We start from the raw sequence: 25,685 nt of genomic DNA, 5'->3' as shown, positions 1-25,685 counted from the left end.
AGTCGAATTATGGCGAACGATCAGCACACTGAACTGGAAGCGGAATTTACTCTGGATCAGGTTAAGGATCAGCTTATTGATCACGGGAAGAAAAGATCATCACTTAATTACAAAGATATCATGGAGAAATTGTCGCCATTCGATCAAGACCCCGAGCAGATGGAGGAATTCTACGAGCAGCTGAGCGATCTAGGGATCGAGGTTGTCAATGAGAACGATGAAGAGGTGAACAGCCTCCGTCCAAGCGAAGACAATGAGGACAAAGAAGGAGACGACTTCAGCTTTGACGATGATCTGTCGCTGCCTCCGGGGATCAAGATCAACGATCCCGTCCGGATGTATCTGAAGGAAATCGGCCGCGTGCCGCTGTTATCGGCTGACGATGAAGTGGAACTGGCGATGCGGATCAAGAATGGTGATGAGGAAGCGAAGCGGAGACTGGCAGAAGCGAATCTGCGGCTCGTGGTCAGTATCGCCAAGCGTTATGTCGGACGCGGCATGCTGTTCCTGGATCTGATTCAGGAAGGCAACATGGGTCTGATCAAGGCCGTTGAGAAGTTTGACCATAACAAAGGCTTCAAATTCAGTACTTATGCAACCTGGTGGATTCGTCAGGCGATTACGCGTGCAATTGCTGACCAGGCGCGTACGATCCGTATTCCGGTGCATATGGTTGAAACCATCAACAAGCTGATCCGGGTCTCCCGCCAATTACTGCAGGAGCTGGGACGCGAGCCGTCGCCTGAAGAGATTGCAGCGGAGATGGAGCTTACCGTTGAGAAGGTTAGAGAGATCATGAAGATTGCCCAGGAGCCGGTATCCTTGGAGACACCGATTGGTGAGGAAGATGATTCGCATCTGGGAGATTTCATTGAGGACCAGGAGGCGCTGGCGCCTGCGGATGCAGCGGCATATGAGCTGCTGAAGGAACAGCTGGAGGATGTGCTGGACACGCTGACTGAGCGTGAAGAGAATGTGCTCCGCCTGCGCTTCGGACTGGATGACGGACGGACGAGAACACTTGAGGAAGTGGGCAAGGTGTTCGGCGTAACCCGCGAGCGGATTCGCCAGATCGAAGCCAAAGCGCTTCGTAAGCTGCGTCACCCCAGCCGCAGTAAGCGGCTGAAGGATTTCCTCGAATAGACCTTACAACCGGGACCTTCTGCTGCACGGTGGCAGGAGGTCCTATTATGTTGTCAAGGGGATTCACCAATGCTGGAGCCCCGCTGTGTGCGGGAGCTTATAATGAAAGTGAAGGCAAGTTCTGGAAAGAGGGATGCCGGTTGAACCTGGAGAAACGTGATACTATATTAAGAGAAATTCAATACTGGAGAAGAAGTAAGCTGTTGCCCGAGCAATATTGTGACTTCCTGACTAACCTGTACGATGATCAGGCAGAGGTGAAGGACAGCAATCCGGTATCGTTACGGAATCTCCAGCAGGGAAGCATCAAAATTTGGCTGTTTGGTTTTGGAATTATTTCCTTGATTTTCTTGATTAGTCTTTATTTTAGCGTTTTTCCCTGGCCTTTGCAACTTGCTACAGCGCTCAGCGTCCTAATTATTTGTTATGGATATTCAGCGATTTACCTGAACCGCAACAAGACAATCAGTCTGATGCTGGCGGGAATCGGCAGCATTTTAACGCTGGGATTCGGACTGTGGCTGATTGAGCTGCATAAGCTGGATGCTGATTTTTGGACACCGCTGCTGATTGCGGCCTGCGGGCTGCTGTGGTGTGTGCTTGGTTTTTTTCTGCGCATCGGACTGCTTCATTTCTGCGGATATGCCTTCTGGGCCCTGCTCTATGCAGGATTCTTCGGACATGTCCGGCCGGACGCCTCTCTTCTGGAGCTGGAGCTGCTCTGGCTTCCGCTGTGTGTGCTTATGATCTGGATGAGCTGGTTGATGTATCACAAGGTTAGCGGGGTCTCTGGGGTGTACCTGGGGGCGGGTGCTGCCCTCTGGCTGATGCCGGAGGTGGATGCGCTATGGCTCAGAGCGGGATTCCCGGAATGGACCTCGCTGATATTAATACTGAAGATTGCAGTGGGCCTTGCGCTGCTGTTCCTCTTCAGAAAAAAATGGATAACGTGGGTGGCCTCATGAACAACGTAAAATTATCTGACCGGCTTCAGCTGCTGCTGGAGCAGGTCCCTGCGGGCAGCAGACTTGCCGATATCGGCTCAGATCATGCCCTGCTGCCTGTTGCCGCTGTGAAGAGCGGCCGGGTGCCTTCAGCTATTGCCGGAGAAGTAAATCCGGGACCCTATGAAGCGGCGCGTCGTGGTGTTGCGGAAGCAGGACTCGGTGCAAAGATCGCTGTGCGGCGCGGAGACGGGCTGGAGGTGCTGGAGCCGGGGGAAACGGACTGCATTACCATTGCCGGGATGGGCGGCTCACTGATCGCGGCGATTCTGGACCGCGGGCAGAAGCTCGGCAAGCTGGCCGGGGTGAAGACGCTCGCGCTGCAGCCCAATGTAGGCGAAGATATTCTGCGCCGCTGGCTGCTGGCTAACAGCTGGGTGCTGGTCTCGGAGCATATTTTGGAGGAAGACGGCAAAATCTATGAGATCCTGACCGCTGTCCCAGAGGGCGCTGAAGCGGCGGGGACGAATGAAGAGCTGTACAGCGGACGTCTGCTTACCAGAGGAAAGGTAGCCCTTGATCAGGCGCTGCTGCTGGAGATGGGACCGCTGCTGCTGCAAGCGCCGAATGAAGTATTCGCTGCCAAATGGCAGGGTGAAATCTCCAAGCTGGAGAGCATTCTGGCCTCGCTCGCACGTTCGGAGCTGGAGGCAGCTGAGGAGAAGCGCAGCAGAATCAAGCTTCAGATTAAACGGATTGCGGAGGTGCTGGAATGTTTGCCAAAGGACAGACCGTAATTGGATACATGGAGCAGCTTGCTCCGAAGCATCTGGCTGAGGAATGGGATAATGTCGGGCTTCAGGTCGGCAGTCTCCAGAAGGAAATCACCGGGGTGCTGGTGGCGCTGGATGTTAATGAGAGCATTGTGGACGAAGCGATTGCCAAGGGCTGTAATCTGATTATTGCCCATCATGCGGTGATTTTCCGGCCGATCAAAGGGATTCTGACGGATACCCCGGCAGGCCGCTTATATGAGAAGCTGATCAAAAACGACATTGCCGTGTATATCAGCCATACGAATCTGGATGTGGCCGAAGGCGGAATGAACGACTGGATGGCCGAGGCGCTGGGCATTGAGAACGGTGCACCGATCAAGGATATTCATACCGAGCAGCTGTCCAAGCTGGTGGTATTCGTGCCGAAGGATCATCACCAGAAGGTGCTGGATGCCATCCTGAACGCCGGAGCGGGCTGGATCGGCAATTACAGCCATTGCAGCTTCAATATCGAAGGCTATGGCACCTTCATTCCGCAGGAGGGCACAGACCCGTATCTCGGCACGCCTGGCAAGCTGGAGCGGGCTGAGGAGGTCCGTATCGAGACGATTGTGCCGCATACGATCCGTAACAAGGTGGTACAGGCCATGCTGAAGGCTCATCCGTATGAAGAGGTGGCTTATGATCTGTATTCCATGGACCTCAAGGGACGCAGCCTTGGACTTGGAAGAGTAGGGAAGCTTAAGGAGCCAACAACGCTTGGTGAGTTCATTGAGACGGTCAAACGCGGGCTGGATGTGGAGAGCGTGCGGGTAGTTGGAGATCTGGACCGCAAGGTCCGCAAGGCGGCAGTCATGGGCGGGTCCGGTGCCAAGTACTACAGCAGCGCTATCTTCAAGGGAGCGGATGTGCTGGTGACCGGCGATATCGATTACCATACCGCACAGGATGCGCACCTCGCGGGAATCGCCCTGATCGATCCGGGCCATAATGCGGAGAAGATCATGAAGGTGAAGGTAGCGGAGTTTCTGGCCGGCAAGCTGACGGAGTATAAGTACGGCACGGCGGTGCATGCCTCGCAGCCGGATACCGAGCCTTTTACATTCCTGTAGGCTGTTATTATTTACACTTGTGCGCTGGGCGGCATATCTGTATAATATACAATGTTGTTTCGGAAAGTTTGACAGACAATCGCCGGTATGCGTGAGAGCGTATGCGGGAGGAAAGTCCGGGCTCCACAAGGCAGGGTGCTGGATAACGTCCAGTCGGCGCGAGCTGAAGGATAGTGCCACAGAAATGGACCGCCGATGGCCGCTTTCGGGCGGCACAGGCAAGGATGGAACCGAGGTGTAAGAGACCCCGAGGAACGCTGGTGACTTCGTTCCTGGTAAACCCCATCTGGAGCAAGACCTAATGAGACGCAGCGTCTTCTTCACGGAAGCCGCAGCCTTCGCCTGAGGCGTGTCTAGGTTGGTCGCTGGAGCTGTGCAGTAATGTATGGCCTAGATAGATGATTGTCGCTTATGGTGGGAGGGTAGTTCCCGGCTGAACCACAACGAGCACAGAACCCGGCTTACGGCAAACTTTCCTAACTGACAACTTTAACAAGACCTTGCACTAATCACACTATATGAACAATAAGACGGCGGCCTCCTGATGGGGGCCGCCTTTTTGTGAGAAAATGTTGGGTTACCCGGAGCATTGAACGAGAGGATGGATACTTCAATTGCTGCGGGCGGATGGAGTTACAGAGGAAGCAGGCGTTCCTCATACCGGGACAGCGCGGTGGACAAGCGCTGCACTGCGAGCGGGAGCAGCTCCGGCCGCGTATGGGTGAAATTCAGGCGCATCGTGTTCTTCATGGGCTGCTCCGAATAGAAGACTTCCCCCGGAACGAAGGCAACCCCTTGCTCCACAGCAAGCGGCAGCAGCTCGGCGGTATGTATCCGGGCAGGCAGGCTTAGCCACAGGAACATGCCGCCGCGCGGCTCCAGGAAGGATGTATCCTGCCAGTTCTGTGAGACCAACTCTGCTGATAGCAGCTGCATTCGTGACTTGTATTCCCGGGAGACCAGCCGGATATGGGCTTCAAGGTCGAAGGACAGCAGCAGCTCATGCAGGGCGCGCTGATCGATGGTGCTGGAGTGCAAATCGGCGGCTTGCTTGGCTCTGGCGATCACTCTGACCAGCCCGGCGGGGCCAATGATCCAGCCTGTCCGCAGTCCCGGAGCTACGATCTTGGAGAAAGTACCTGTATAGACTACGCAGGTATCCCCGCCCAGATTCCTGTCGATGGCTGCGAGGGTTGGCGGATACGCTTCCGGGGATTCATCGAACCTAATCTCTCCGTACGGATTATCCTCTAGCATCAGCACGCCGTATTTCCGGCATAACTCCACCACTTGTTCACGGCGTACCTTGCTCCAGGTTGCGCCTGACGGGTTGTTGAAGGTGGGGACGGCATACAACAGCTTAGGGCGGTGCACTCGAAGCTGCTCTTCGAGATGCTCCGGCAGCAGCCCTTCCTCATCGCTCTTTACAACCTGGATGTCTGCTCGGTAAGAGCCCAGTACCTGCAAGGCGGCAAGATAGGTCGGTGCCTCTACAAGTACGGTGTCTCCCGGATCGAGCAGAATTCTGCAGAGCAGATCTATGGCCTGCTGGGAGCCGGTAGTGAGGATCATTTCCTCGGTGGAGACCGGGATGCCCTGTTGCCCCAGTCTGGCGGCAAGCTGTTCACGCAGCGGAAGATAGCCTTCTGTCAGTCCGTATTGCAGCGCAGAGCTGTCGCCGCTCAGCACGCGGCTGTAAGCATCCCGGATCGCTTCTGCCGGGAACAGTTCCTCGGCAGGCAGCCCGCCGGCAAGTGAGATGATGTCCTTGCCCTGTGTGATCTTAAGGATATCGCGGACTGCGGAGGACCCCAGGTGGTTCGTCATATCCGCGTAGTTGATCTTCATATTCATGCTCCCTGCTATTCTGAATTTTGTAGTATCATAACGGTATAGCGGTATAACAGTAAAGCGATAAATATAACAGTTGGGAGGAGACAGGCCATGCATATTGATTTACTCCGCAGCGTTGACAAATCGCTGCCCCGGCAGATCAGTGAGACGATCGCGCAGCGGATCACCTCGGGACTGCTCCAGCCGGGCACGCGGCTGCCGTCCGTTAGAGGTCTGTCATCCTCCTTAAAGGTGAGCCAGGTAACGGTAAGCAAGGCTTATGCTGACCTGGAGCAGCGCGGACATATTCTGTGCAGCCAGGGTAAGGGCTGCTATGTGGCAGAACGGGAACGGAGCAGGCAAGGAGTAGAAGCAAGGTGGCAGAACGGTTATGATGACTATCTGCCACGGGCCCAGCTCTGGCGTAACTTCGATTATTCTGAGGTGGACTATCCCTTTCATCTGGCCTCCATTCACAGCAGCCTGCTTCCGCTCGGGCCGATTGGCACGACCATGGCTGCACTTGTGAAGGAGCAGCCTGAGCTGATGGCCACCTATGGTAATTTCCAGGGTGACCCGGAGCTGCGCGAGGTGATGCGCAGGCACCTGCAGAGCCGGGGAATCCAGCTGGGCGCCGGTGATTTGATGATCACCAGCGGTGCACAGCAGGGGATCGATCTGGTCGCCCGGACCTTTGTCGGTCCGGGGGATACGGTGTATCTGGAGGCGCCCAGCTATACGGGGGCGATTGATGTTTTTGCCGGGCGGGGGGCTGAGATGATCTTCGTTCCGATGGACGGGGAGGGCATGCGGGTGGACCGGCTTACAGCGATGTGTGACCGGAGGCCGCCTAAGCTCATCTATACCAATCCGACCTTCCAGAATCCGAGCGGGGTCACGATGAGCATGCCAAGAAGACAGCGTCTGCTGGAGCTTGCCCGCAGCTACCGCTGTCTCATTGTGGAGGATGATCCGTTCAGTGACCTGTATTTCCATCAGCCGCCCCCGGCGTCCATTAAATCGCTGGATACCGCCGGGCATGTAGTCTACATGAAGAGCTTCAGCAAAGTCCTCGCCCCCGGCTGCCGGATCGCCTGTGTCGCCGCTGAGGGCAATATTCTCTCCCGGCTGATCGCCGCCAAATCGGCCAGTGATCTGGGCAGTCCGCTGCTGACCCAGCGGGCAGTGCTGCCCTTCATCGAGCGCCAGTATGACGAGTATGCAGCGAAGCTGCGGTCAGCGCTGCGTGTCCGCCAGGAGGCGGCAGCGAGGCTGCTGAAGCAGAATGCTCCGGCCGGGGTAACCTGGCAGCTGCCGGGGGGCGGTCTGAATCTGTGGCTGCAGCTGCCGGAATCCCCCGGCATTGAGCAGCTGCATGCTCTGGCCGAGCAGGAAGGGATCTCCTTCCTGCCGGGCGATGTCTGCTATGCCGGGGATATCCCCTCCAGGCATATCCGGCTGAGCTATTCGCAGCTGACGCAGGAGGGGATGGAGCGCGGACTCCGCCGGTTCCTGCTGCTGCTGGAACGGCATCTGCGCTCTTAACAGCTAACGGCCGCAGCTTATTGTATAGAATCGAGCTGTTTGCCGACCTGCTGCGGGAACAGCTGGAGCGGAACCTGGCCTCCTCCTGCCGCCTGCAGGGTACGGTAGATATCCACCTGGCCCCAGCCGTAATACTTATCATGGCCGGCGGTGCCCAGATCGATGGCATTAGAGGTCAAGAGCGCGGTCACTTCCTTGTTCGTCAGCGCAGGGTTCAAGGAGCGCACCAGTCCGGCCAGCGCCGCTACATGGGGACTGGCCATCGAGGTGCCGGATAACGCCGCATACTGATTATCGGGATAGGTGCTGGCAATGCTCTCCCCGGGTGCAGCCACATCGATGTAATCCCCGTAATTGGAGAAGGAAGCACGCTCTCCCGCCGCATTCGTTGCGGCGACTGCAATCACCTCTTCATAGGCTGCGGGATATCCCGGCCGCTCCGTATTGTCATTGCCGGAAGCGGAGACAATCACTACATCCCGGTCATAGGCATACTTAATCGCATCATGCAGAAACTGCGAGTCGGCATAGTTGCCCAGGCTGAGATTAATCACCTTAGCCCCCTGGTCTGCCGCCCAGATAATGCCCTCGGCTACCGAATAGGTGGTGCCCGCCCCGGAATTATCCAGCGCTTTTACCGGAAGGATCTTGTTGTACCAGCTGATGCCGGCGACCCCTTCTTCATTATTGGTTAACGCTCCAATGATGCCGGCCACATGAGTGCCATGTCCAACATCGTCATCCGGTGTGCTGCCGCTGGTAATCGCATTGTAGCCCTTGAGCAGCTGCCCCTTCAGGTCCGGGTGGTTCGCTTGAACACCGGTATCCACAACGGCGATTACGATCTCCTTGCTGCCCTTGGACAGATTCCAGCCCTGCGGGGTTTCAATCGCCGGCAGATTCCACTGGTAAGTTGAGAAGAGCAGGTCGTTAGGGGTAATCACATTAGCTCCCGTATTTTCACTGACCGTATCATTGGTTAAGTACATATAGTGAGGCTCTGCGTACAGCGGATGCCACTTATTGGCGAAGTAAGTCTTGAGCTGGGAGTAACTCATCTTGTCTGACCGGAAAATATAGGCATACCCCAGCTTGCGCGGCTCCTTGCAGCGGATATCAGCGGCAATGGTCTGAAGCTGTGCGGCCGTGGGATGTCCGTTCGGGAAGCGGACGACGATCTCATTCTCGTAGTAATGGCTGGCATTTTCATTGTCATGTCCAGTCTTGACCGTGATGTCCTTCAAGGTATCGGCATGGACGGATTCTACCCGGTACTTGCCTTCCTTCGGGTACGGAATGAGCCGCAGATTCTTCAGCTGATGCAGCGCAACGCGGTCCAGAATCTTTTGGTTAATCAGAGCGATGACAGCCACTTGTCCCTCCCGGTTTCGCTGGGCTACGAAATAATACTTTTTGTCGCCGATAATGAACGAGGGGGATTCATAGGATTGGTGGCCTTTAATCGCAGCTTTGGCGGTGTTCAGATAATGAAGCAGCTGCTTATTCTCCTGATCGGTTCCTTCCGGCAGTGAAGATTTGAAGGTGGTTGTCTTACGGGTGTTGAAATCAACCATCATCAGCATGGTAATATGCCCGTGCCCCTGCTGAAGGCTCTCGGCATATGCTGAGATAGCTTCAGGGGAAGCATGATGCATATCGGCCAGCAGGGTGCTCAGATGTCTGTGCACATCGACTCGGTTCAATTTGTCAGTGGCCGCTACATCCTGCACAAGGGTGGTTTTCTTGATCACTTTTTCCTGAGAGGGATTAGGCACAGACGCTTGCCGAAGGTTACCGCCACTGCCTTCCGGCCGTAGGGCGAAGGTGAGCAGCAGTATGGTCAGCGCGGCAGTGACTATACCGGCGACGGTTAGATTTTTACGTGACATGATTTCCGCTCCTTCCTTGTCGTTTCATATACCTGTTAGGGTTCGGAGCTGAAGCTGGTTTTATTCATCTTACGAAAAGGCTACCGCCGTCCTTGGTTTTATGTTAATATCAAAAAGAAAGCGCCTTCCGGGGCTTGTACTTTTCTTTTTAGAAGAAGGATTCTTTTCCGGTATCCGTACGGTGGAGGCTTAGGAGATTTTGTGATACTATCAAGAGAGTACAACTGCAATGTCTAAGTGTCATTAACAACTACTAATGCAAGGAACAATAAGGGGGAGCAACCGCCATGTCAGCAGTAAGTGTGCAGAAATTGTGTGAATCGACGAGAGAGAAGCTTAAATCCGTTATCGACAAAATGGAACTGTTCCTGAATGAGCATGCGCTTCCGCAGCTTGTTACCGAAGAGGATGAAGAAACGCTGCATTTCTATCGGGGGTTCTTGTCCGATCTCCGCCATCTGCTGGTGTTCTCGGAAATGTCTTATGAGAAGCTTGGGCTTGCATTGCGCCGCGCTACCTTCGATGAACCTTTCGCGCAAAAAGCGCTATATAATGTATATCATCTAGGAGTTAATAACTTCTTCTATCCTAAGAATGAGAGTTATTCGGAGGATGGACGTTACGCTTATACCGGGCAGGATGCGATCCGTTTCCGTAAGAAGCCTGTGCGTCCGGCACGCGATATCATTATGGAGATCACCAAGGTCTACGAAGAATTGCGTGATGACCTAACTTATTATGAGAATGATTATTTGACAGAGAAGCGGATGCAGAATCAGGTGTAATCCGTTGTCCGGTCTATCATCTTATTTCTGTAAAAGACTGTCCCAACTGCCGATATGGCTGGTTGGGGCGGTCTTTTTTGTCGTCTTAAGGCAGGCAGCCCTTAGCCGCATATCCAGAATTCACAGCGGGCATAATACATGACGAGGTGATCATTATGACAAAACCGCTTGTGAAGTGTAGTGTAAGCAACTGTCATTTTTGGGGAGAACAGAACCTGTGCCGTGCCGAGGAAATTGTCATTGAGATCGATCAGCATGCAGGCAGCCGTTACATGGAGGAATACGCAGAGGAGCTGACGGCGGGTAATCATCATGATCATGCCGGAACCTCGTCCGCAACCTGTTGTCTGACGTTCAAGCCGAACGCCTGAGAAGGAGGCCCATATGGATAATCCGAATGATGAACCCAAAGTGGACCGTTCCGCCCGCCGAAAGGTGATCCTGCGCCCGCGCAGCAGAGTCGATTACCCCCGCCGGGACCGAAGCCACAATGAGGAGTATGCCGCCGAGCTCAGTCCGCTCCCCTCGCAGCTTCAGAACACTATGGAACGGAGCGGCGAAGCTCAGCGGACATCAGGCCGTGTAAGAGAGGGAGAGGACAGGAGTCTTGGCTATATCGGCCTGGGCTTCGGTGTAGTATCCTTATTCATCTGGTCCATTATATTGGGGCCGATCGCCGCTGTTCTGGGGTATTATGCGTATGCCAGAGGACAAAAATCAGCCGGGGCCTGGTCGATGGGGCTGGGGATTGTATCCACTTTAAGCTATTTTGTCTTAATTCCTTTTGCCCGTTAGAGCCGGCTGAATCTGCACATCCGATTTTCAAAACAGGCTATCAGACCTAACTATGCAGGTCTGAGGTCTGTTTTTTCGCTTAGGCATATAGTAATTGCTGTGAATAAATAGTAAAGTTCAAATATAAGACTTCGCGCGAAAGAGGGAATGAATGCATGTCAATCAATGCCGCTGCGCCAAGCGGTCAGTTGAAATGGGTAGACCTGAGAAGCTCAAGCATGAAGCGTGAGGATACCAAATCGAACCCCGGAGTGACCGGTGCCTCGGCAGCGGCGTTCACTGCAATGCTTCAGCAGGCAGCCGGGACGTCTCAAGCCACTGACAGCAGCAATAAAAGCACATACGTTACTCTTGCAGGTAGCTCTTCGTTGGATAATCTGCTGTGGCAGCAGCTTGGGGAAGCAGCAGAGGCGAATAGCGGCATTTCCGGGGAAATAACGCAGACCGTGCCGACGGATTATGAACAGCTGATTCAGACTGCCAGCGCGAAATATGGCGTTCCGGTTGATCTGATCAAGGCGGTTATTGATACGGAATCCTCCTTCAATCCGAATGTTGTATCTTCTGCCGGTGCCAAGGGACTGATGCAGTTAATGGACGGAACGGCTAACGGACTGGGTGTCTCTGATCCCTTCGATCCTGCTCAGAGCATTGACGGCGGCGTACGATACCTCTCGTACCAGCTTAAGCGGTATGACGGACAGGAGAAGATGGCGCTGGCCGCCTATAATGCCGGACCGGGCCGGGTGAACAAGCTTGGAGTCAGCAGCGATGCGGAGCTTATGGCGAATCTCTCCGGGCTTCCGAAGGAGACACAGGCCTACATTGCCAAAATAGAACGCGCCCGCGCGCAATTCGCGGTATAATATAAGGATCAAACGGAATCTGCCCCCTGCTTCTTTTGGGAGGCAGGCCGTTTGATCCTTTTTGCAACATATAAGCAGTTATGAATTCTGATCAACAAAGGAGAACGCAGATATATGCTGTATTGGGATTATGCCGCTGCTGCCCCTCCCTATGAGGAGGTTGTGCAGACGCTGGAGCAGGTGATGAGGAAGCACTTCGCCAACCCCTCTTCCCTGCACCGGGCGGGAGAAGAGGCGGACAAGCTGATCAAGCGGGCGCGCGAGGTGTGCGCAGCTGCGCTTGATGTGTTGCCGCAGGAAATTATATTCACCTCGGGTGCTACCGAGAGCAACAATCTGGCGGTCAAAGGAGCTGCGCTGCAGTATCAGAGCAGAGGGCGGCATATTGTGACCACGGAGCTGGAGCACCCTTCGGTCTACGAGAGCTGTCTTCAGCTGCAGAAGCTGGGCTGGGAGGTTACCTTCGTAGCCCCTGACCCTCAGGGGGTGGTCGAACCCTCGCGGATTGCCGCTGCGGTCCGGCCGGATACGGTGCTGGTCAGTGTGATGCATGTGAATAATGAGATCGGCACGGTACAGCCGCTGCGTGAGATAGGACAACTGGTCAAGGCGGTGAACCGCCGGACGCTCTTCCATGTAGACGGCGTGCAGGGCTACGGGAAGCTTGAGGCTCCACTGAAAGACTGGCAGGCAGATCTGTACAGCCTGTCCGCGCATAAATTACGCGGGCCGCGCGGGACGGGAATTCTCTATGTCAGAGAAGGCGTCACGCTGTTTCCCTTGTTGACTGGCGGTTCCCAGGAACAGGGCAAGCGCGCCGGGACAGAGAATGTGCCGAATATTGTAGCTTCAGCCAAGGCCATGCGGATGAGCGGAGAACAGCGGGAGGCCTTCAGCGACCGGATTCGTCCGCTCAAGGCGCAACTGGAGAATTATATAGCAGGGATACCGGAGCTTGTACTGAACAGCATGGAGGACGGGGCGCCGCATATTGTCCACTTCTCTTACCCCGGCATGAAGGGGGAGGTTCTGGCCCGCAGGCTGGAGGAGCTCGGGATGGCGGTCGCCACACGCTCCGCCTGTTCCTCGCGTCTGGCCGAGCCGAGCCGCATTCTGCTGTCCATGGGCAGGGATACCACTGCTGCGCTTGGCGGCATACGGATCAGCCTGGGGGACAGTCATACGCAGCAGGATGTGAGCCGGCTGGAGCAGGCGCTGCTGGCAGCCGTTCAATCCTTGAAGATTGCAGAAGGAGGCATGAAATAACCAATGACAACAACAGAGACAGGTAGCGGAGCACAGAATGGCGGATACGGAAGCAGCATGGACTATGCCGATATGCTCCTGCTGCGCTTCGGGGAGTTCATTCTGAAAGGAAAGAACCGCAGCCGGTTCGAGAAGACCGTACTGCGGCATGTGAAGGAGATGGTGAAGCCTTATCCGAACGTGAAGCTGACCCGGGAATTCGGGCGGATCTACGTCGAATTGAACGGTGAACCGGCAGGAGAATTAACAGAAGCGCTCGTAAAAGTATTCGGGATCGCCTCGATTAGCCCGGTAAAGGTCTCCCGGCCGGAATTCGGCGATATTCTTGCGGCCAGCCGGACCTTCCTCCACCTTATTGCTCCGGCGGCGGGAACCAGCTTCAAGGTTAGCGCGCGCCGGGTGTGGAAGGGCTTCCCTTACGGTTCTATAGAGATGAATAAGCTTATAGCTACACCGCTGCTCCAGGGTTATCCGGGGCTGCTGGTAGATGTGAAGTCTCCCGATCTGGAGCTGAAGATTGAGATTCGAGAAGGTCATACTCTTATTTTCTGTGAGAATATTGCCGGAGTCGGCGGCTTCCCGCTGGGAACGAACGGCAAAGCGATGCTGCTGCTCTCCGGCGGGATCGACAGTCCGGTTGCGGGCTGGTCATCCATGCGCAGGGGGCTGGAGGTAGAGTGCGTCCACTTTTACAGCTATCCTTATACGAGCGAGCTTGCCCGCCAGAAGGTTGTAGATTTGACCCGTATCTTGTCACGTTATGCTGGTGTGATCAAGCTGCATCTGGTTCCGTTTACGGAGGTGCAGACCTCTTTTACCGGGATCGGGCAGGATAATCTGATTATTACACTCATGCGCCGGGCTATGCTGCGGATTGCTACCGCCCTTGCGGAGAAGGAGGGGGCGCTTGCGCTGATTACCGGCGATAGTCTGGGCCAGGTGGCCAGCCAGACCCTGCCAAGTATGAATGTGATCGGGCGTGCAACGGCTCTGCCGCTGCTGCGTCCGCTGGTGATGATGGACAAGAGTGAGATTGTGGAGCTCTCCAAGACCATCGGTACGTATGACTTGTCCATCCTGCCTTACGAGGATTGCTGTACACTGTTCGTGCCCAAATCACCGACGACGAATCCGAATCTGCGGATTGTAGACAAGATTGAAGCGACGCTGCCGGGCTATCAGGCCTTACTCGATACGGCGGTTGCCGGAACCGAGACCGTACTCATTACACCTTATGGCAACGAGAAGCCGGAGGAGTTGGTACCGGCGCAGGCAGGCCTTCAGGAAGAATGGTTCTGAACAGCGAGTTGTGTCCGGCGGCGCTTCCAGTGTCCCGCAGCCAGAATACCGGCAATGACTGCGGCGATGAACAGAACATGCAGCAGCGGATGTGACTTGAAGTACGGGGCAATGACCTTCTCGCCGGAAATCATGCTGGAGGCTGTGAAGCCGAGTACGCCTGACCCGAGATAGATAATCCATGGATATCTGTTGATCAACCGGATAAACAGGGTACTTCCCCAGACCACAATAGGCACACTGATCAGTAGTCCCAGTACGACCAGCGTAATATTATGATTCGCTGCACCGGCAACAGCAATGACGTTGTCCAGTCCCATGGCTGCGTCGGCTATAATAATTGTCCTAACAGCCGCCCACAGCGTTCCGCCGGCCTGAATATCCGTCTCTGCACTGCCGCCGGCCAGCAGCTTATAAGCAATAAGGATCAGCAGCAGCCCGCCGATTGCCAGCAGCCATGGAATCTTTAGCAGCCACACCACAAGAATCGTGGCGATGATCCGCAGGATTACCGCTCCGCCTGTGCCAAGAAGAATTGCCTGCTTCTGCCGTTGTCCTTGCAGGTTCCGCGCGGCCAGGCCGATGACGATGGCATTGTCGCCCGCCAGAATAAGATCAAGGAACACGATATTCAGCAGAGATAATATGAAATCCGCAGCGGATGTATTCATCCCGGGTCACTCCTATAGGTTTGGTGGCTTGCATTCCCCTTGCGGCCATTCTGGCCGGAGACTATAGATATACGCTGCAATCCGGCCGTACATGCGCAGTTTCTAAAATAGCGGGACAAGAAGCATAGCTTGTCGCCCCCCGGCATACATGTAGATACATGGAGTTCAGGGAGGCTGAGGTGGATGGATTCATTATTGCTGCTTGGTGAAATTCTAATGATTAATCTGGTGCTCAGCGGAGACAATGCCATGGTCATTGCGATGGCCAGCAAGAATCTGCCGGAGAAGCACAGGAAGCTGGCAGTCTGGTGGGGGGCCGCTGGAGCAGTCGCGCTGCGCTGTATCCTGACCTTCGCCGCAGTGCTGCTGCTCAAGATTCCGTATATTGAAGCCGGAGGGGCCATGCTGCTGCTCTGGATTTCCTTCAAGCTGCTGCTCGAGGACGAGGAAGAGCTGAGAATTGAGGGAAGCCCTAGCGTATGGAAATCGGTACGCACCATCCTGCTGGCGGACTTCATCATGAGCCTGGATAATGTACTGGCGATTGCCGGGCTGGCCAAAGGGGATCTGGCACTGATTGTAATCGGGATTGCGATCAGCATTCCGATTGTCGTCTGGGGGAGCGGCATCATCGTGGGCTGGCTGCACCGCTTCCCGGTGCTGATCTTCATCGGCGCCTATATTCTGGCGTATACCGCCGGGAACATGCTGCTGCAGGATGCCAAATTCGGCCCGGTGATTTCGTTCCTGCTGCCGACGCTTCATACCATACTGCCAATGCTGCTGGGCATTATTGTGGTTGTCACGGGCATGCTGAAGCACAGGAAAGTATCCGCAGGCTGATAACCGGCAATAATAAGGCTGTACCAAAAGCTGGAAGGCTTTGGTGCAGCCTTATTTCTTTTTTTTTCGAGAATGCCCCGCCGGGATGTGTGAAGAATGATGGTGTTTTATGCGTTTATCAGATAAAATAAAGGAAAACCTGTCGCCGGATTTGCCTGCTGAAGGGGCACCGACCGGTGAAAAGACACGAAATTTTGAAGGGATAGGTGAAAGATGTCTTCCAAAAATGACATGAAACTGGGTGTGTTCATCGCCGCCGCCGGCCTCGTGATTCTGCTGGGCAAGCTGGGGGTGTTCGGTTTTCTGGGACGGGCCTTATGGCCGCTCATCATTCTGGTTCCGGGCCTGTTCCTGCATGTGCTCTTTTTCACCCGCCGCGCTTCTGCATCTGTACTCATTCCTGCGGGCATACTATCGGTGTACGGCTTGCTCTTCGGCTTATGCAATACCTGGGGCTGGGACCTCATGAGATACTTATGGCCTGTTCTTCTGCTGGGGATCGCAGTGGGACTGTATGAATATTCGCTGTATGCTTCAGGCAGAACCGGAGGGTTAACTACAGCCGCTGTGATCCTTGGATTGCTTAGTGTAGTGCTGGTTATCTTCACCCTGCTGGGTACTGGTGCGCTCTATCTGCTCGGCGCTGTGCTGGTTGCTGCGGGACTGTGGCTGATGCTGGGAAGAGGCAGACCGGGAAGCCGCAAGAAGTGGAACGGTGGCTGGTAGAACAGATCGTCTACACGCCCTGATAGGACAATTCAAGACCGCTGAGCCGGACATGAGGCAAAATTAGAAAATTTAAGCGGACTTGGCAACGTTTTTTTTCAGAAAAAGACTTGCTTTTCATAGTACTTTCACTATAAAATTAAGGAATGTTGGAGCGTCGGCTTTCTGCCTGGCGCTTCTTTTGTGAGACTGCCGTGACATGCTAAGAATTTAAACAGTTTTAATTTGATAAATGAGAGGATTTGGATACAAATCATGCATTCAAGAAAAGATATCCGTAACATTGCGATCATTGCCCACGTTGACCATGGTAAAACAACACTCGTCGATCAGCTTCTCCAGCAGTCCGGGATTTTCAGCGCGCACGAGCACGTTCAAGAACGCGCCATGGACTCTAACGATATCGAACGGGAACGTGGAATTACAATCCTAGCTAAAAATACAGCAATCACTTATAAAGAGTTCCTGATTAACATCGTAGATACACCTGGACACGCTGACTTCGGCGGCGAAGTAGAACGGATCATGAAGATGGTTGACGGCGTACTGCTCGTTGTTGACGCTTATGAAGGCTGCATGCCGCAGACCAAATTCGTACTCCGCAAGGCGCTGGAACAGCACCTGACCCCAATCGTAGTCGTGAACAAGATTGACCGTCCGGCTGCACGTCCGAAGGAAGTTATTGATGAAGTGCTGGACTTGTTCATTGAGCTTGAAGCCAGTGACGATCAGCTTGAATTCCCTGTAGTCTATGCTTCTGCGCTTAATGGCACATCGAGCATGAATGCTGAGAAGCAGGATGAGACTATGCTTTCACTTTATGAAACCATCGTTGAGCATATCCCGGCTCCAACTGAGAAGGTTGAAGAACCGCTGCAGTTCCTGGTAACACTGATGGACTACAACGAATACCTGGGCCGTATCGCCATTGGCCGCGTGAACCGCGGTGTAATCAAGCAAGGCCAGTCCGTTACAGTCATTATGCGTGACGGCAAGAGCAAGACTGCCCGTATCGAGAAGCTGTTCGGCTTCCAGGGTCTGAAGCGTGTGGAGACAGAAGAAGCCGGAGCAGGCGACATCGTGGCTATTGCCGGTATCAAGGATATCAACATCGGTGAGACGATTGCTGATCCGCAGCACCCTGAAGCATTGCCTGTTCTTAAGATTGACGAGCCAACGATGCAAATGACTTTCCTTGTGAATAACAGTCCGTTTGCCGGTAAAGAAGGTAAATGGGTAACTTCCCGTAAGCTTCGTGAGCGTCTGTTCAAAGAACTGGAAACGGATGTGAGCTTGCGTGTAGATGAGACAGACAGTCCTGATGCGTTTATCGTTTCTGGACGCGGTGAGCTTCACCTTGGTATTCTGATCGAGAATATGCGTCGTGAAGGTTATGAGATGCAAGTGTCTAAACCACAAGTAATCATTAAAGACATCGATGGTGTCAGATCCGAGCCACTTGAGCGCCTCATGATTGACATTCCGGAAGAAAGCATGGGCTCCGTTATGGAAAGTCTGGGCAGCCGTAAAGCCGAGATGGTCAACATGATCAACCACGGTACCGGCCAAGTCCGTCTGGAATTCCTGATTCCGGCACGCGGCCTGATCGGCTATAACACACATTTCCTGACGCTGACACGCGGCTACGGTGTAATGAACCATGCCTTCGACAGCTATGCTCCACTGGTTGGCGGCCAAGTTGGCGGACGTCATCAGGGTGTGCTTGTAGCAAGTGAAAGTGGCACAACAACCCAATACGGAATCGTGGGTGTTGAGGATCGTGGTATTCTCTTCCTGGATGCAGGTACAGAAATTTATGAAGGTATGATTGTTGGCGAGCATACCCGTGATAACGATATTATCGTTAACATTTGTAAAGAAAAAGCACTTACCAACATGCGTACCTCAGGCAAAGATGATACTGTGAAAATGAAGACTCCACGTACCTTCTCTTTGGAAGGCGCGCTTGAATACTTGAATGATGATGAATATTGTGAGATCACTCCTAAATCTGTACGTCTGCGCAAAAAGATCCTGAATAAGGGCGAGCGCGAGCGTGTAGAGAAGCAGCGTAAGGCGGCGCAAGCCAGCCAAGCGTAAGCTGATAACAATGAAGCCGCCGGATTATTCCGGCGGCTTTTCTCATTTTACAGGCGTGGATCTTTCAAATTGCAGGGATTAATAGCAGTATAAAACGGCTGCGGGTGATATAATGTAAGCGTAACTTATGATCCGGAAGGAGTGACGGGCTATGCAAAGCTGGTTCGCTGAGCATCCAGTTATCGCTTACATTGTCATTTTTATCTTACTCACTTATGTTTATAACCGAGTATTCCGCGTCAATCAGAAGCTGCCGATCGGCAAAGAGATCGTACTGTATGTGATAATGGCGGCAGGCTCAGGCATGCTTCTTATCTTCCAGCATGACAAGCTGCCGATCATCCAGTGCCTGCTGGTAGCGGTCGGGCTGATGCTGCTTGTGCGGGTCCGCTACCTGGTGGAGGCCAGGCAGAAGCGGAAGGCTGCAGCGGCTGCAAAACGGCAGTAGGCGCAACTTTTGATGACAGGGCTCGTCTAAGTTATTACGAAGTTATCTACTTCAACTCCAGTTGAATGAAAAGGAACTAAAAGGATTATGAATACAAGCAAGGGCAATTTGCCACCCAGAAGGAACAGCCAGCAAGGAAGCACCACTACTAACCGGCAGCAGCCGAGGTCTGCTGCTTCAGCTACAACTGCAAAGAAAAAAGCGCGGAAACCGAAAAAACGCGGATTCTTCGCCCGGCTGATGAGGGTGCTGCTCATCATTCTCCTGATTGCTGTTATAGCAGCATTAGGTTACGCAGGATATTTGTACTGGAAGGTGGACCACGGAGGATTCGGCGTGGACCAGCCGGTTGCGGCAGGACAATCCGCCTCGGAGAAGCCGCTGACGATGCTGCTGCTTGGAACGGACAACCGTCCGAAGCACCCGTCCAACCTGACGGATGTGATCATGGTCGCGGCCTTGAACCCTGAGACCAAATCGGCTACGGTGGTCTCATTACCCCGTGATACATATGTCGAGCTTGGCGGATACAAGAAGACGAAGATCAATGCCTTTTACTCCCGCTTCAAGAGCAAGGAGAAGACCTCCGGGACTCTGGCCGAGGATGAGATGAAGAAGATGATGGGCAAATATCTGGACATTAAGGTCGATTACGCAACCGTACTGGATTTCCAGGGCTTCCGGGATATTGTGGATGAGTTCGGCGGCGTAGACGTTAATATTAGTGCCAATATGTGTTACACGGACAGTGTGGACGGCACCAATATTAATCTTAAAAAAGGCGAAGCCAAGCTAAACGGAGATAAAGCGCTGGATTATGTGCGTTACCGCAAGTCCAACTGCAAGCCGGCGACGAAGCCTTCGGATGATTTTGAACGCAATAAGCGCCAGAACGAGGTACTGACTTCATTAATCTCTCAGATGCAGTCGCTGGGCGGTGTTCTCAAAATCGGCCGGGTGCTGGATGCGGTGGACGATAATCTGGAGAGCGATATTGAGAATGCGCAGATTAAGAGCCTGATCGCTACGTATTGGGATATTTCCAAGGAGAATGTCGAATATGTACCGGTAACAGGAACCTGGCGCAGCCCCTATGTATATATTAACGATAAGGAGCTGGACGCAGCCAAGAAAAGCCTTCAGGACCGGATATCCGGAGAGTCCGCTGCAGTGGTCTCAGGTCAGCCCTGAACAGCAGGCAGGGTACAATCTGTAAATTGAATGCAAGTTTCGTCCTGTGCTATAATATAATAAATTGAATGTATTCTTGCCGCATAGGGGGCCTGTAACTATGTCTGAAGCCGTTGCTCAGCTCAATGAAACTCTGCTAGCTATGCTGCAATCGGAGACGTTTGTTCTTCTTAACACTGTGGATGCGGAATTCGGCGGACCTACGTCGACTGCGATCTCCTGGATCTATGCTGTGAGCCCTTCCATTGTCCGGCTGGCTGTGGACCACCGCTCCAGACTGGTGAACAACATGAAGGTTAACCCGAGGGTAACGATTACTGTGTTTGGCGAAGGGACGGTGCATGCCGTTAACGGTCATGCTGCGGTTCGGCTGGACCCGCTGCCGGATGTTCCGTTTAAGATGTGCTGTTTTGATATTGAGATTGAAGCGGTCCGCAATGCACTGTTCTATGGTGCGCACCTGGAATCTGCTCCGAAATATGCGAAGGTATACGATGCACGTGCGGCCGAGAAGCTGGACGGACAAGTGTTTGCCGCCATGCAAAAAGCCTAGTGTGCTATCACTAGGCTTTTTTTGAAATTAGCTCCTACCGGGTATTGCCTTGCGGCTCAATATCCTCCGGCAGCTGCGGAATGATCCGGCCGATAATATCGGCCATCTCGGAGGCGAAGCCCGAGACCGGGTTGCCCTTGGAGATATGCTTGCCCATCTCGGCCAGCCTGCTGCTGAGGTCCATGTCGGCAGTCACCAGGACTCTTACGCCCCTCGGGTCCTTGCGGATCGCTTCAGCTACCGAATATTTCACGCTTCCGACCCGCGAACGGGTAAGGGCGCCGTCCACATCAATGCCGACCACGGCAAGGTTGTTCATGACGACACAGTGGACGCCTTCTACACCTGGGACTCTTCGCGCTAATTGTTCAAAATGATCCTTGAGTGCCACATCGCTGTCGCGCTTGCCTGCTGAAGGTTGTCCCGAATTCGGGGTGGGCTCCTGTACGGCTGTACCATCTTCCGACAAAGTCCGCACTCCGCGGTTCCCCTGGCTGTGCACCGCTTCAGCCGACTGTTTATCCTGAGGAGAGGGTGATGTCTCTTTATTAGCGATACCGCAGCTTGTCAGCAGCAGCAGTACCAGCAACAGACACATTGATTTTCTCATATGTGCGTACTCCTTTCAGCCTGAGAATTAGTGATTTACCTTATCTTGCCCTTGCTGAAAAGAGTTATGTATGATCAATCAAACCAGGCGCTGTGGAGGGGATAACATGAAAAAGATATTCGTACTGGACACTAACGTGCTGTTGCACGACCCCAATTCGATTTTTGCTTTCAAGGCGAATGAGGTGGTCATTCCTGCTGTAGTCCTGGAAGAAATCGACTCCAAGAAGCGTAATGCCGATGAAATCGGCCGTAACGCCCGCACCGTATCGCGTCTGTTAGACGGGCTCCGGGAGCTGGGCCACCTGCACAGCGGGGTGGTACTGGACCACGGAGGCACGCTGAAGGTGGAGCTTAACCACCGCAGCTTCGTCAAGGTACAGGAGATGTTCGGCGAAGTCTCCAATGACAACCGGATACTCGCTGTAGCGCTCAATTATCTCCATGAGGAGAATGAGAAGGCTGACCCGAGTCCTGTGGTACTTGTAAGTAAAGATGTTCTTGTCCGCATCAAAGCGGATGTGCTTGGTATAACGCCGGAGGATTATTTGTCTGACCGCACCGGCGATCTGAATGAGCTCTATTCCGGCTGCCAGTCGCTGATGGCCCATCCTTCACTGATTGATGAATATTACAGTCACCGCTTCCTGCCCACGAAGCAGCTGGCGCTTTCCTATCCGCTGTATCCGCATGAATTCGTCATTCTGAAGGATGAGATCGGCAGCGGCAAATCAGCGCTGCTAAAGGTCAACAGCGATGCTTCCCGTCTGGAGCCGCTCTATCTGGGCAATGATGCGGTATGGGGCATTAGCGCCCGGAATGCGCAGCAGCGGATGGCGCTTGAGCTTCTGCTGAATGATGATATTCCGCTGGTGACCATTACCGGCAAAGCGGGAACAGGTAAGACGCTGCTGGCGTTAGCGGCGGGATTGTTCAAGGTAGAGGATGAACACAAATACAAGAAGCTGCTGATTGCCCGCCCGGTGGTTCCGATGGGTAAGGATATCGGCTATCTGCCGGGAGAGAAAGATGAGAAGCTCCGTCCATGGATGCAGCCGATTTATGATAACCTCGAATTCCTGTTCGACACGAAGAAGGCAGGGGATATCGATAAAATATTGATGGGGCTGGGAAGTATCCAGGTTGAGGCGCTGACCTATATCCGCGGCCGCTCCATCCCGTCGCAGTTCATTATCATTGATGAGGCGCAGAACCTGTCCCGCCACGAAGTGAAGACGATTGTCTCCCGGGCCGGCGAGGGCAGTAAGGTGATCCTGATGGGTGACCCCGAGCAGATTGACCACCCTTATCTGGATGCGGCGAGCAACGGCCTCAGCTATATCGTTGAGAAGTTCAAGCAGCAGGGCATTAGCGGACATATTACCCTTGAGAAGGGTGAGCGTTCGCATCTGGCCCAGCTGGCTGCCGATCTGCTGTAACCTGCAACAACAAACAAATATTATTCCAGCCGGGAGATCACCACTCCCGGCTTTTTCCTGCCCGTCCTCGGAAGGGGCGGGAGAGTTTTTGTGCAGTTAAAAGGTGCGTTCAGCGGAGGGAGCGGAATTGTTCTGGAGAAGCGTAGCGTTCGCCTTTAAAGACGGATTTCTACCTCTAATGGTTATCTGATAAGAAATCTGGCTTTAACAGCGATCGGAAGAATAATCCGCACACGCAGCGTCTTGCGCACCTGGGTTTAGACCTGCACTGAACAATCCCGCCTTTTCCTTCTATATAAGAGAACGTTTTCACAACCCAAGACAAGTGCCTGCATCTCTGCTAAAATGAGGAATAAGAAACGCTGAAGGAGAGGGCGCATGTGCTGAAACGCAAAAATTACTGGCTGCTGTTTGCAGTTCTGCTGCTGGCGCTGACAAGCCTGTCACCCAGCATGGAGCTGAATACGGATCATGGAAGCTATCAGCCCAGACAGCCGTTGGACCAATCAGAGCGTCCTCCTTCAGGGGAAGCAGGAGAAATCGAGAGCCTCCAGATCCGCGTCTCACTCAGTGCGGAGGAGTTCAGCGTATTGGAGCAGATTAGCAAAGAGTACGCTTTATCCAGCGGAGTCAGCGTGATCCTTAAGAATGTAGAGGCGGAAGACGGAGGAGCACAGGTGCGTGATGAACTAACCATTGGGACAAGCCCGGATATCGTGATGCTGGACGGCCACAGCATTTATGATCTGGCGACCCGGGGCTATTTGCTGCCTGTAGATATCTACCAAAGTGTTCCCGGGAGCACGCCGCTTACGATGCTGATTCCGCAGATGCAGTGGAACGGATATAACTGGGGAGTGCCGCTGGATATCGATCCCTATGTCCTTGTCTATTCGCCGGAGCGGCTCGCCGGAATGGGTTTTGCGGAGGTGCCCGCAAGCCTGGAGCAGTGGAATATGCTGCTAGGCCGGCTGAAGGAGGACCCGGAGAAGAAACGTTATCTGCTGGCTATGGATACGCAGAATCCGTACGGATATGCCGCCGTGCTGCATAGCATGGGCAGCAGTTTGCGCTCCGCCAGCCTTGAGCAGGCTCAGTGGACAGAAGCGGCGCGCAGCTATTTGTATCTGACCAGCCGGTTCAATAAGGAGATCTGGGAGCTGCTGCAGGATGGGAAGCTTGCGGTGGCGGCTGTGCCGCTCTCGGAGTGGGAGAAGCACGGGAATTCGACGCTGGCGGTGCAGATGCCGAAGAAGCAGGAGGGGATACCGAGCTACGAGGTTATTCACAGCCGCTTTTTTGCCCTTCCTGCACAATCCGGCAGTCCGGAAGCAGCGGTCAAATGGCTCGCCTACGTGACTTCAAGCAAGGCCCAGCTGGAATGGCTGGAGAACACGGATCGTCTGCCGGCACTGGATGAGCTGTACCGCTCCGCTCAGCCCAAGATTGGGAAGCTGCCAATGGAAGCCGGATGGTTCCTTGCAGAGGATAACACCCCCGGTCCCGGCTCTGAGGCAGAGTGGAGCCGGAAGGCGGAGGCGGCGCTTGGTTTGTTAACAGGCAAGCTGAATGCCGCCGCTTATGAAGCGGTGGTACAGCCTCCTTTAGAATGAGAGGGACAGCTTCACATGCAGGATGCCGTCCGAGCTTGAGACCTCGGTGGCCTGCAGGAAGGAGACAATCTTCGCCGGATAGAAGCCGAGATCGAATTCTTCCTCCAGAGCCTGGCGGGTGGTATCCGGCAGCTCCAGGCCATTGAATACCACATGATCAACATGGAACATCAAGCCGTTGACAGGCTCCTGCTGTATGGTATAGCGGCCGGTCAGCGACAGCGACAAGCCCCCGCTTTTACCCGTTGCCGAGACTGAATTGTCCTTGAACGCAAACCGGAAATCCTGAAACAGCGGGTTCTGGGTTACCAGGAACTCATTCAGATCCTTTTCGGACAGGGCCAGATTATAGGTCATCCCCTTGCGCACCAGCACGCCATCCCGGCTCTGAACGAACTCCGGCAGCTGCTTCATCGCAGAAGCCAGCGCTTTGAAATACTTCCTCACCTCATGCAGTCCGATATTCTCCCAATATTTACTGAACTCCTCCAGCAGCCGCTCCATACTCTGAGGATCTGTACTGGCCTGAATCCCGCCTGCAATCTCCTTATCTAAGGCAAGCACACGCTTCTGCTGCTCTTCGAGCGCCGTTTTGAGCTCTGCCAGCTCCTGACTGCTGCGCCGGGCGGCCGTGAGTGTGCTTTTCAAATCCTTGTACTGCGTCTCATATTCTGTGAGCGTCTTCCGGTCTTGCCCCATAATAATCTCATAATAATCGAATAGAGCGATTAGCCTTCTGATGCTTTTGGCGGAGAGGAATGCGGTAAGAAGTCCATCCCGTTCCCCCATATAATAGGCCCGCACAACAGCACCTGCCCGTTCCTGCTGGTCCGCGATATTACTCTGTTTGGCAGCAGCTTGCTCCTCCAGCTCAGCGGCTTTGTGCTCCAGCGTCTGTTGCTCTGCAGTAATCCGGGCAATCTCACGTTCAAGCTCTGCAGAGGACAGCGTCTGCTCCAGCAGCTTGCGGGTCTCTTCGTCATCCGGCATAGAGGGCGGCGGAGCGCTGACTCCTGAAGCGGAGCCGGAACCGGCGGACAGATAGACCGGAGAAGCCGGCGACATAGCGATGCAGGTGAGGATCAATATTGCTGCGAATAACCGGCGAACCGTATTACGGGATAACACTTGCACCACCACCTTGAACAGAGTTAGACAGGTATGTACTATTAATATGTTTCAGCCTGTTAAAATATCATACCCTGTTTTGCGTCTCCCCGAACTACAATTTTGCAAACA

General features: G+C 54.0%; 24 protein-coding genes and 1 other RNA gene. 20 read left to right on the top strand and 5 right to left on the bottom strand.

Going from position 1 to position 25,685, the window contains the following annotated elements; genetic code table 11:
• The first annotated feature begins 9 nt into the window (after nt 1–9).
• The 5 genes from rpoD (at nt 10) to rnpB (ending at nt 4,454) form a co-directional block, all read left to right on the top strand.
• Complete coding sequence (gene rpoD, locus MKY12_RS23290; protein ID WP_036690273.1) at nt 10–1,143, top strand: RNA polymerase sigma factor RpoD; 1,134 nt, start codon at nt 10–12, stop codon at nt 1,141–1,143.
• A 47-nt stretch (nt 1,144–1,190) separates the two neighbouring features.
• Nucleotides 1,191–2,108: a hypothetical protein gene (locus tag MKY12_RS23285; RefSeq protein ID WP_339311086.1), complete on the top strand. Its 918-nt coding sequence runs from the start codon at nt 1,191–1,193 to the stop codon at nt 2,106–2,108.
• On the top strand, nt 2,105–2,884 hold the full coding sequence (locus MKY12_RS23280; protein WP_339311084.1) for a class I SAM-dependent methyltransferase: 780 nt from the start codon (nt 2,105–2,107) through the stop codon (nt 2,882–2,884). Before MKY12_RS23285 ends, MKY12_RS23280 begins: the two co-directional genes overlap by 4 nt.
• Nucleotides 2,860–3,975, top strand: a complete 1,116-nt coding sequence (locus MKY12_RS23275; protein ID WP_339311083.1) for a Nif3-like dinuclear metal center hexameric protein — start codon at nt 2,860–2,862, stop codon at nt 3,973–3,975. The genes MKY12_RS23280 and MKY12_RS23275 overlap by 25 nt, the downstream gene beginning before the upstream one ends.
• Before the next feature lie 63 nt (nt 3,976–4,038).
• Nucleotides 4,039–4,454, top strand: an RNA gene (gene rnpB / locus MKY12_RS23270) — RNase P RNA component class A.
• 154 nt (nt 4,455–4,608) lie between these two features.
• Here rnpB and MKY12_RS23265 read toward each other — a convergent pair.
• Nucleotides 4,609–5,823 (bottom strand): PLP-dependent aminotransferase family protein, encoded by a 1,215-nt coding sequence (locus MKY12_RS23265; protein WP_339311082.1) that lies wholly within the window; start codon nt 5,821–5,823, stop codon nt 4,609–4,611.
• A 96-nt stretch (nt 5,824–5,919) separates the two neighbouring features.
• On the opposite strand from MKY12_RS23265, the gene MKY12_RS23260 reads away from it, so the two are divergent.
• Complete coding sequence (locus tag MKY12_RS23260) at nt 5,920–7,353, top strand: PLP-dependent aminotransferase family protein (RefSeq protein ID WP_339311081.1); 1,434 nt, start codon at nt 5,920–5,922, stop codon at nt 7,351–7,353.
• A gap of 17 nt (nt 7,354–7,370) precedes the next feature.
• On the opposite strand, the gene MKY12_RS23255 is transcribed toward MKY12_RS23260, so the two are convergent.
• Nucleotides 7,371–9,242: a S8 family peptidase gene (locus tag MKY12_RS23255; protein WP_339311080.1), complete on the bottom strand. Its 1,872-nt coding sequence runs from the start codon at nt 9,240–9,242 to the stop codon at nt 7,371–7,373.
• Between the two features lie 287 nt (nt 9,243–9,529).
• Here MKY12_RS23255 and MKY12_RS23250 point away from each other — a divergent pair, with 287 nt between their 5' ends.
• From MKY12_RS23250 to thiI, 6 genes are all read left to right on the top strand, one after another.
• Complete coding sequence (locus MKY12_RS23250) at nt 9,530–10,027, top strand: YpuI family protein (protein WP_036724316.1); 498 nt, start codon at nt 9,530–9,532, stop codon at nt 10,025–10,027.
• 155 nt (nt 10,028–10,182) lie between these two features.
• A complete protein-coding gene (locus MKY12_RS23245) occupies nt 10,183–10,398 on the top strand; it encodes a DUF1540 domain-containing protein (protein WP_076075861.1) in 216 nt (71 codons plus the stop codon).
• Nucleotides 10,399–10,411: 13 nt separating this feature from the next.
• Nucleotides 10,412–10,822 carry a hypothetical protein gene (locus MKY12_RS23240; protein ID WP_339311079.1) on the top strand — a complete coding sequence of 137 codons (411 nt, stop codon included), beginning with the start codon at nt 10,412–10,414 and terminating at the stop codon, nt 10,820–10,822.
• A gap of 155 nt (nt 10,823–10,977) precedes the next feature.
• Nucleotides 10,978–11,688, top strand: coding sequence for a lytic transglycosylase domain-containing protein (locus MKY12_RS23235; protein WP_339311077.1), 711 nt, complete (start codon nt 10,978–10,980; stop codon nt 11,686–11,688).
• A 114-nt stretch (nt 11,689–11,802) separates the two neighbouring features.
• Complete coding sequence (locus MKY12_RS23230) at nt 11,803–12,954, top strand: cysteine desulfurase family protein (protein WP_339311075.1); 1,152 nt, start codon at nt 11,803–11,805, stop codon at nt 12,952–12,954.
• Between the two features lie 57 nt (nt 12,955–13,011).
• Nucleotides 13,012–14,253 carry a tRNA uracil 4-sulfurtransferase ThiI gene (gene thiI / locus MKY12_RS23225; RefSeq protein ID WP_339314962.1) on the top strand — a complete coding sequence of 414 codons (1,242 nt, stop codon included), beginning with the start codon at nt 13,012–13,014 and terminating at the stop codon, nt 14,251–14,253.
• Here thiI and MKY12_RS23220 read toward each other — a convergent pair.
• The gene (locus tag MKY12_RS23220; protein ID WP_339311073.1) at nt 14,235–14,924 is read right to left on the bottom strand and encodes a TerC family protein; all 690 of its coding nucleotides are present in this window, start codon (nt 14,922–14,924) and stop codon (nt 14,235–14,237) included. The genes thiI and MKY12_RS23220 overlap by 19 nt on opposite strands.
• Before the next feature lie 183 nt (nt 14,925–15,107).
• Here MKY12_RS23220 and MKY12_RS23215 point away from each other — a divergent pair, with 183 nt between their 5' ends.
• The 6 genes from MKY12_RS23215 (at nt 15,108) to MKY12_RS23190 (ending at nt 20,785) form a co-directional block, all read left to right on the top strand.
• Nucleotides 15,108–15,767: a TerC family protein gene (locus MKY12_RS23215; RefSeq protein WP_209872023.1), complete on the top strand. Its 660-nt coding sequence runs from the start codon at nt 15,108–15,110 to the stop codon at nt 15,765–15,767.
• 213 nt (nt 15,768–15,980) lie between these two features.
• Nucleotides 15,981–16,493, top strand: a complete 513-nt coding sequence (locus MKY12_RS23210) for a hypothetical protein (RefSeq protein WP_076075875.1) — start codon at nt 15,981–15,983, stop codon at nt 16,491–16,493.
• A gap of 255 nt (nt 16,494–16,748) precedes the next feature.
• Nucleotides 16,749–18,593, top strand: a complete 1,845-nt coding sequence (gene typA / locus MKY12_RS23205; protein ID WP_036724305.1) for a translational GTPase TypA — start codon at nt 16,749–16,751, stop codon at nt 18,591–18,593.
• A gap of 151 nt (nt 18,594–18,744) precedes the next feature.
• A complete protein-coding gene (locus MKY12_RS23200; RefSeq protein WP_339311072.1) occupies nt 18,745–19,041 on the top strand; it encodes a YlaH-like family protein in 297 nt (98 codons plus the stop codon).
• Nucleotides 19,042–19,128: 87 nt separating this feature from the next.
• Nucleotides 19,129–20,232 (top strand): LCP family protein, encoded by a 1,104-nt coding sequence (locus MKY12_RS23195; protein ID WP_339311071.1) that lies wholly within the window; start codon nt 19,129–19,131, stop codon nt 20,230–20,232.
• A 100-nt stretch (nt 20,233–20,332) separates the two neighbouring features.
• Nucleotides 20,333–20,785 (top strand): pyridoxamine 5'-phosphate oxidase family protein, encoded by a 453-nt coding sequence (locus tag MKY12_RS23190; RefSeq protein ID WP_339311069.1) that lies wholly within the window; start codon nt 20,333–20,335, stop codon nt 20,783–20,785.
• Between the two features lie 34 nt (nt 20,786–20,819).
• On the opposite strand, the gene MKY12_RS23185 is transcribed toward MKY12_RS23190, so the two are convergent.
• Nucleotides 20,820–21,395, bottom strand: a complete 576-nt coding sequence (locus tag MKY12_RS23185) for a YhcN/YlaJ family sporulation lipoprotein (RefSeq protein WP_339311067.1) — start codon at nt 21,393–21,395, stop codon at nt 20,820–20,822.
• 106 nt (nt 21,396–21,501) lie between these two features.
• Here MKY12_RS23185 and MKY12_RS23180 point away from each other — a divergent pair, with 106 nt between their 5' ends.
• Together MKY12_RS23180 and MKY12_RS23175 are read left to right on the top strand one after the other, a co-directional pair.
• Complete coding sequence (locus MKY12_RS23180) at nt 21,502–22,833, top strand: PhoH family protein (protein WP_036724299.1); 1,332 nt, start codon at nt 21,502–21,504, stop codon at nt 22,831–22,833.
• A gap of 380 nt (nt 22,834–23,213) precedes the next feature.
• On the top strand, nt 23,214–24,446 hold the full coding sequence (locus MKY12_RS23175; protein WP_339311065.1) for an extracellular solute-binding protein: 1,233 nt from the start codon (nt 23,214–23,216) through the stop codon (nt 24,444–24,446).
• On the opposite strand, the gene MKY12_RS23170 is transcribed toward MKY12_RS23175, so the two are convergent.
• Nucleotides 24,438–25,574: a hypothetical protein gene (locus MKY12_RS23170; RefSeq protein ID WP_339311063.1), complete on the bottom strand. Its 1,137-nt coding sequence runs from the start codon at nt 25,572–25,574 to the stop codon at nt 24,438–24,440. The two genes, MKY12_RS23175 and MKY12_RS23170, sit on opposite strands and share 9 nt — an antisense overlap.
• Nucleotides 25,575–25,685: the final 111 nt, after the last annotated feature.

The organism is Paenibacillus sp. FSL M7-0896 (assembly GCF_037975415.1).
GTDB classification, from domain to species: domain Bacteria; phylum Bacillota; class Bacilli; order Paenibacillales; family Paenibacillaceae; genus Paenibacillus_AQ; species Paenibacillus_AQ silagei.
Note: the sequence above shows the minus strand (reverse complement) of the source record. Positions and strands in the feature narration are given on the sequence as shown.

Coding starts and splice junctions, on each gene's coding strand:
- thiI (WP_339314962.1), top strand. CDS start 13,012: ATGGACTATGCCGATATGCTCCTGCTGCGCTTCGGGGAGTTCATTCTG.
- MKY12_RS23210 (WP_076075875.1), top strand. CDS start 15,981: ATGTCTTCCAAAAATGACATGAAACTGGGTGTGTTCATCGCCGCCGCC.
- rpoD (WP_036690273.1), top strand. CDS start 10: ATGGCGAACGATCAGCACACTGAACTGGAAGCGGAATTTACTCTGGAT.
- MKY12_RS23250 (WP_036724316.1), top strand. CDS start 9,530: ATGTCAGCAGTAAGTGTGCAGAAATTGTGTGAATCGACGAGAGAGAAG.
- MKY12_RS23220 (WP_339311073.1), bottom strand. CDS start 14,924: ATGAATACATCCGCTGCGGATTTCATATTATCTCTGCTGAATATCGTG.
- MKY12_RS23245 (WP_076075861.1), top strand. CDS start 10,183: ATGACAAAACCGCTTGTGAAGTGTAGTGTAAGCAACTGTCATTTTTGG.
- MKY12_RS23215 (WP_209872023.1), top strand. CDS start 15,108: ATGGATTCATTATTGCTGCTTGGTGAAATTCTAATGATTAATCTGGTG.
- MKY12_RS23235 (WP_339311077.1), top strand. CDS start 10,978: ATGTCAATCAATGCCGCTGCGCCAAGCGGTCAGTTGAAATGGGTAGAC.
- MKY12_RS23275 (WP_339311083.1), top strand. CDS start 2,860: ATGTTTGCCAAAGGACAGACCGTAATTGGATACATGGAGCAGCTTGCT.
- MKY12_RS23190 (WP_339311069.1), top strand. CDS start 20,333: ATGTCTGAAGCCGTTGCTCAGCTCAATGAAACTCTGCTAGCTATGCTG.
- MKY12_RS23260 (WP_339311081.1), top strand. CDS start 5,920: ATGCATATTGATTTACTCCGCAGCGTTGACAAATCGCTGCCCCGGCAG.
- MKY12_RS23265 (WP_339311082.1), bottom strand. CDS start 5,823: ATGAAGATCAACTACGCGGATATGACGAACCACCTGGGGTCCTCCGCA.
- MKY12_RS23185 (WP_339311067.1), bottom strand. CDS start 21,395: ATGAGAAAATCAATGTGTCTGTTGCTGGTACTGCTGCTGCTGACAAGC.
- MKY12_RS23255 (WP_339311080.1), bottom strand. CDS start 9,242: ATGTCACGTAAAAATCTAACCGTCGCCGGTATAGTCACTGCCGCGCTG.
- MKY12_RS23200 (WP_339311072.1), top strand. CDS start 18,745: ATGCAAAGCTGGTTCGCTGAGCATCCAGTTATCGCTTACATTGTCATT.
- MKY12_RS23195 (WP_339311071.1), top strand. CDS start 19,129: ATGAATACAAGCAAGGGCAATTTGCCACCCAGAAGGAACAGCCAGCAA.
- MKY12_RS23230 (WP_339311075.1), top strand. CDS start 11,803: ATGCTGTATTGGGATTATGCCGCTGCTGCCCCTCCCTATGAGGAGGTT.
- typA (WP_036724305.1), top strand. CDS start 16,749: ATGCATTCAAGAAAAGATATCCGTAACATTGCGATCATTGCCCACGTT.
- MKY12_RS23240 (WP_339311079.1), top strand. CDS start 10,412: ATGGATAATCCGAATGATGAACCCAAAGTGGACCGTTCCGCCCGCCGA.
- MKY12_RS23280 (WP_339311084.1), top strand. CDS start 2,105: ATGAACAACGTAAAATTATCTGACCGGCTTCAGCTGCTGCTGGAGCAG.
- MKY12_RS23180 (WP_036724299.1), top strand. CDS start 21,502: ATGAAAAAGATATTCGTACTGGACACTAACGTGCTGTTGCACGACCCC.
- MKY12_RS23285 (WP_339311086.1), top strand. CDS start 1,191: ATGTTGTCAAGGGGATTCACCAATGCTGGAGCCCCGCTGTGTGCGGGA.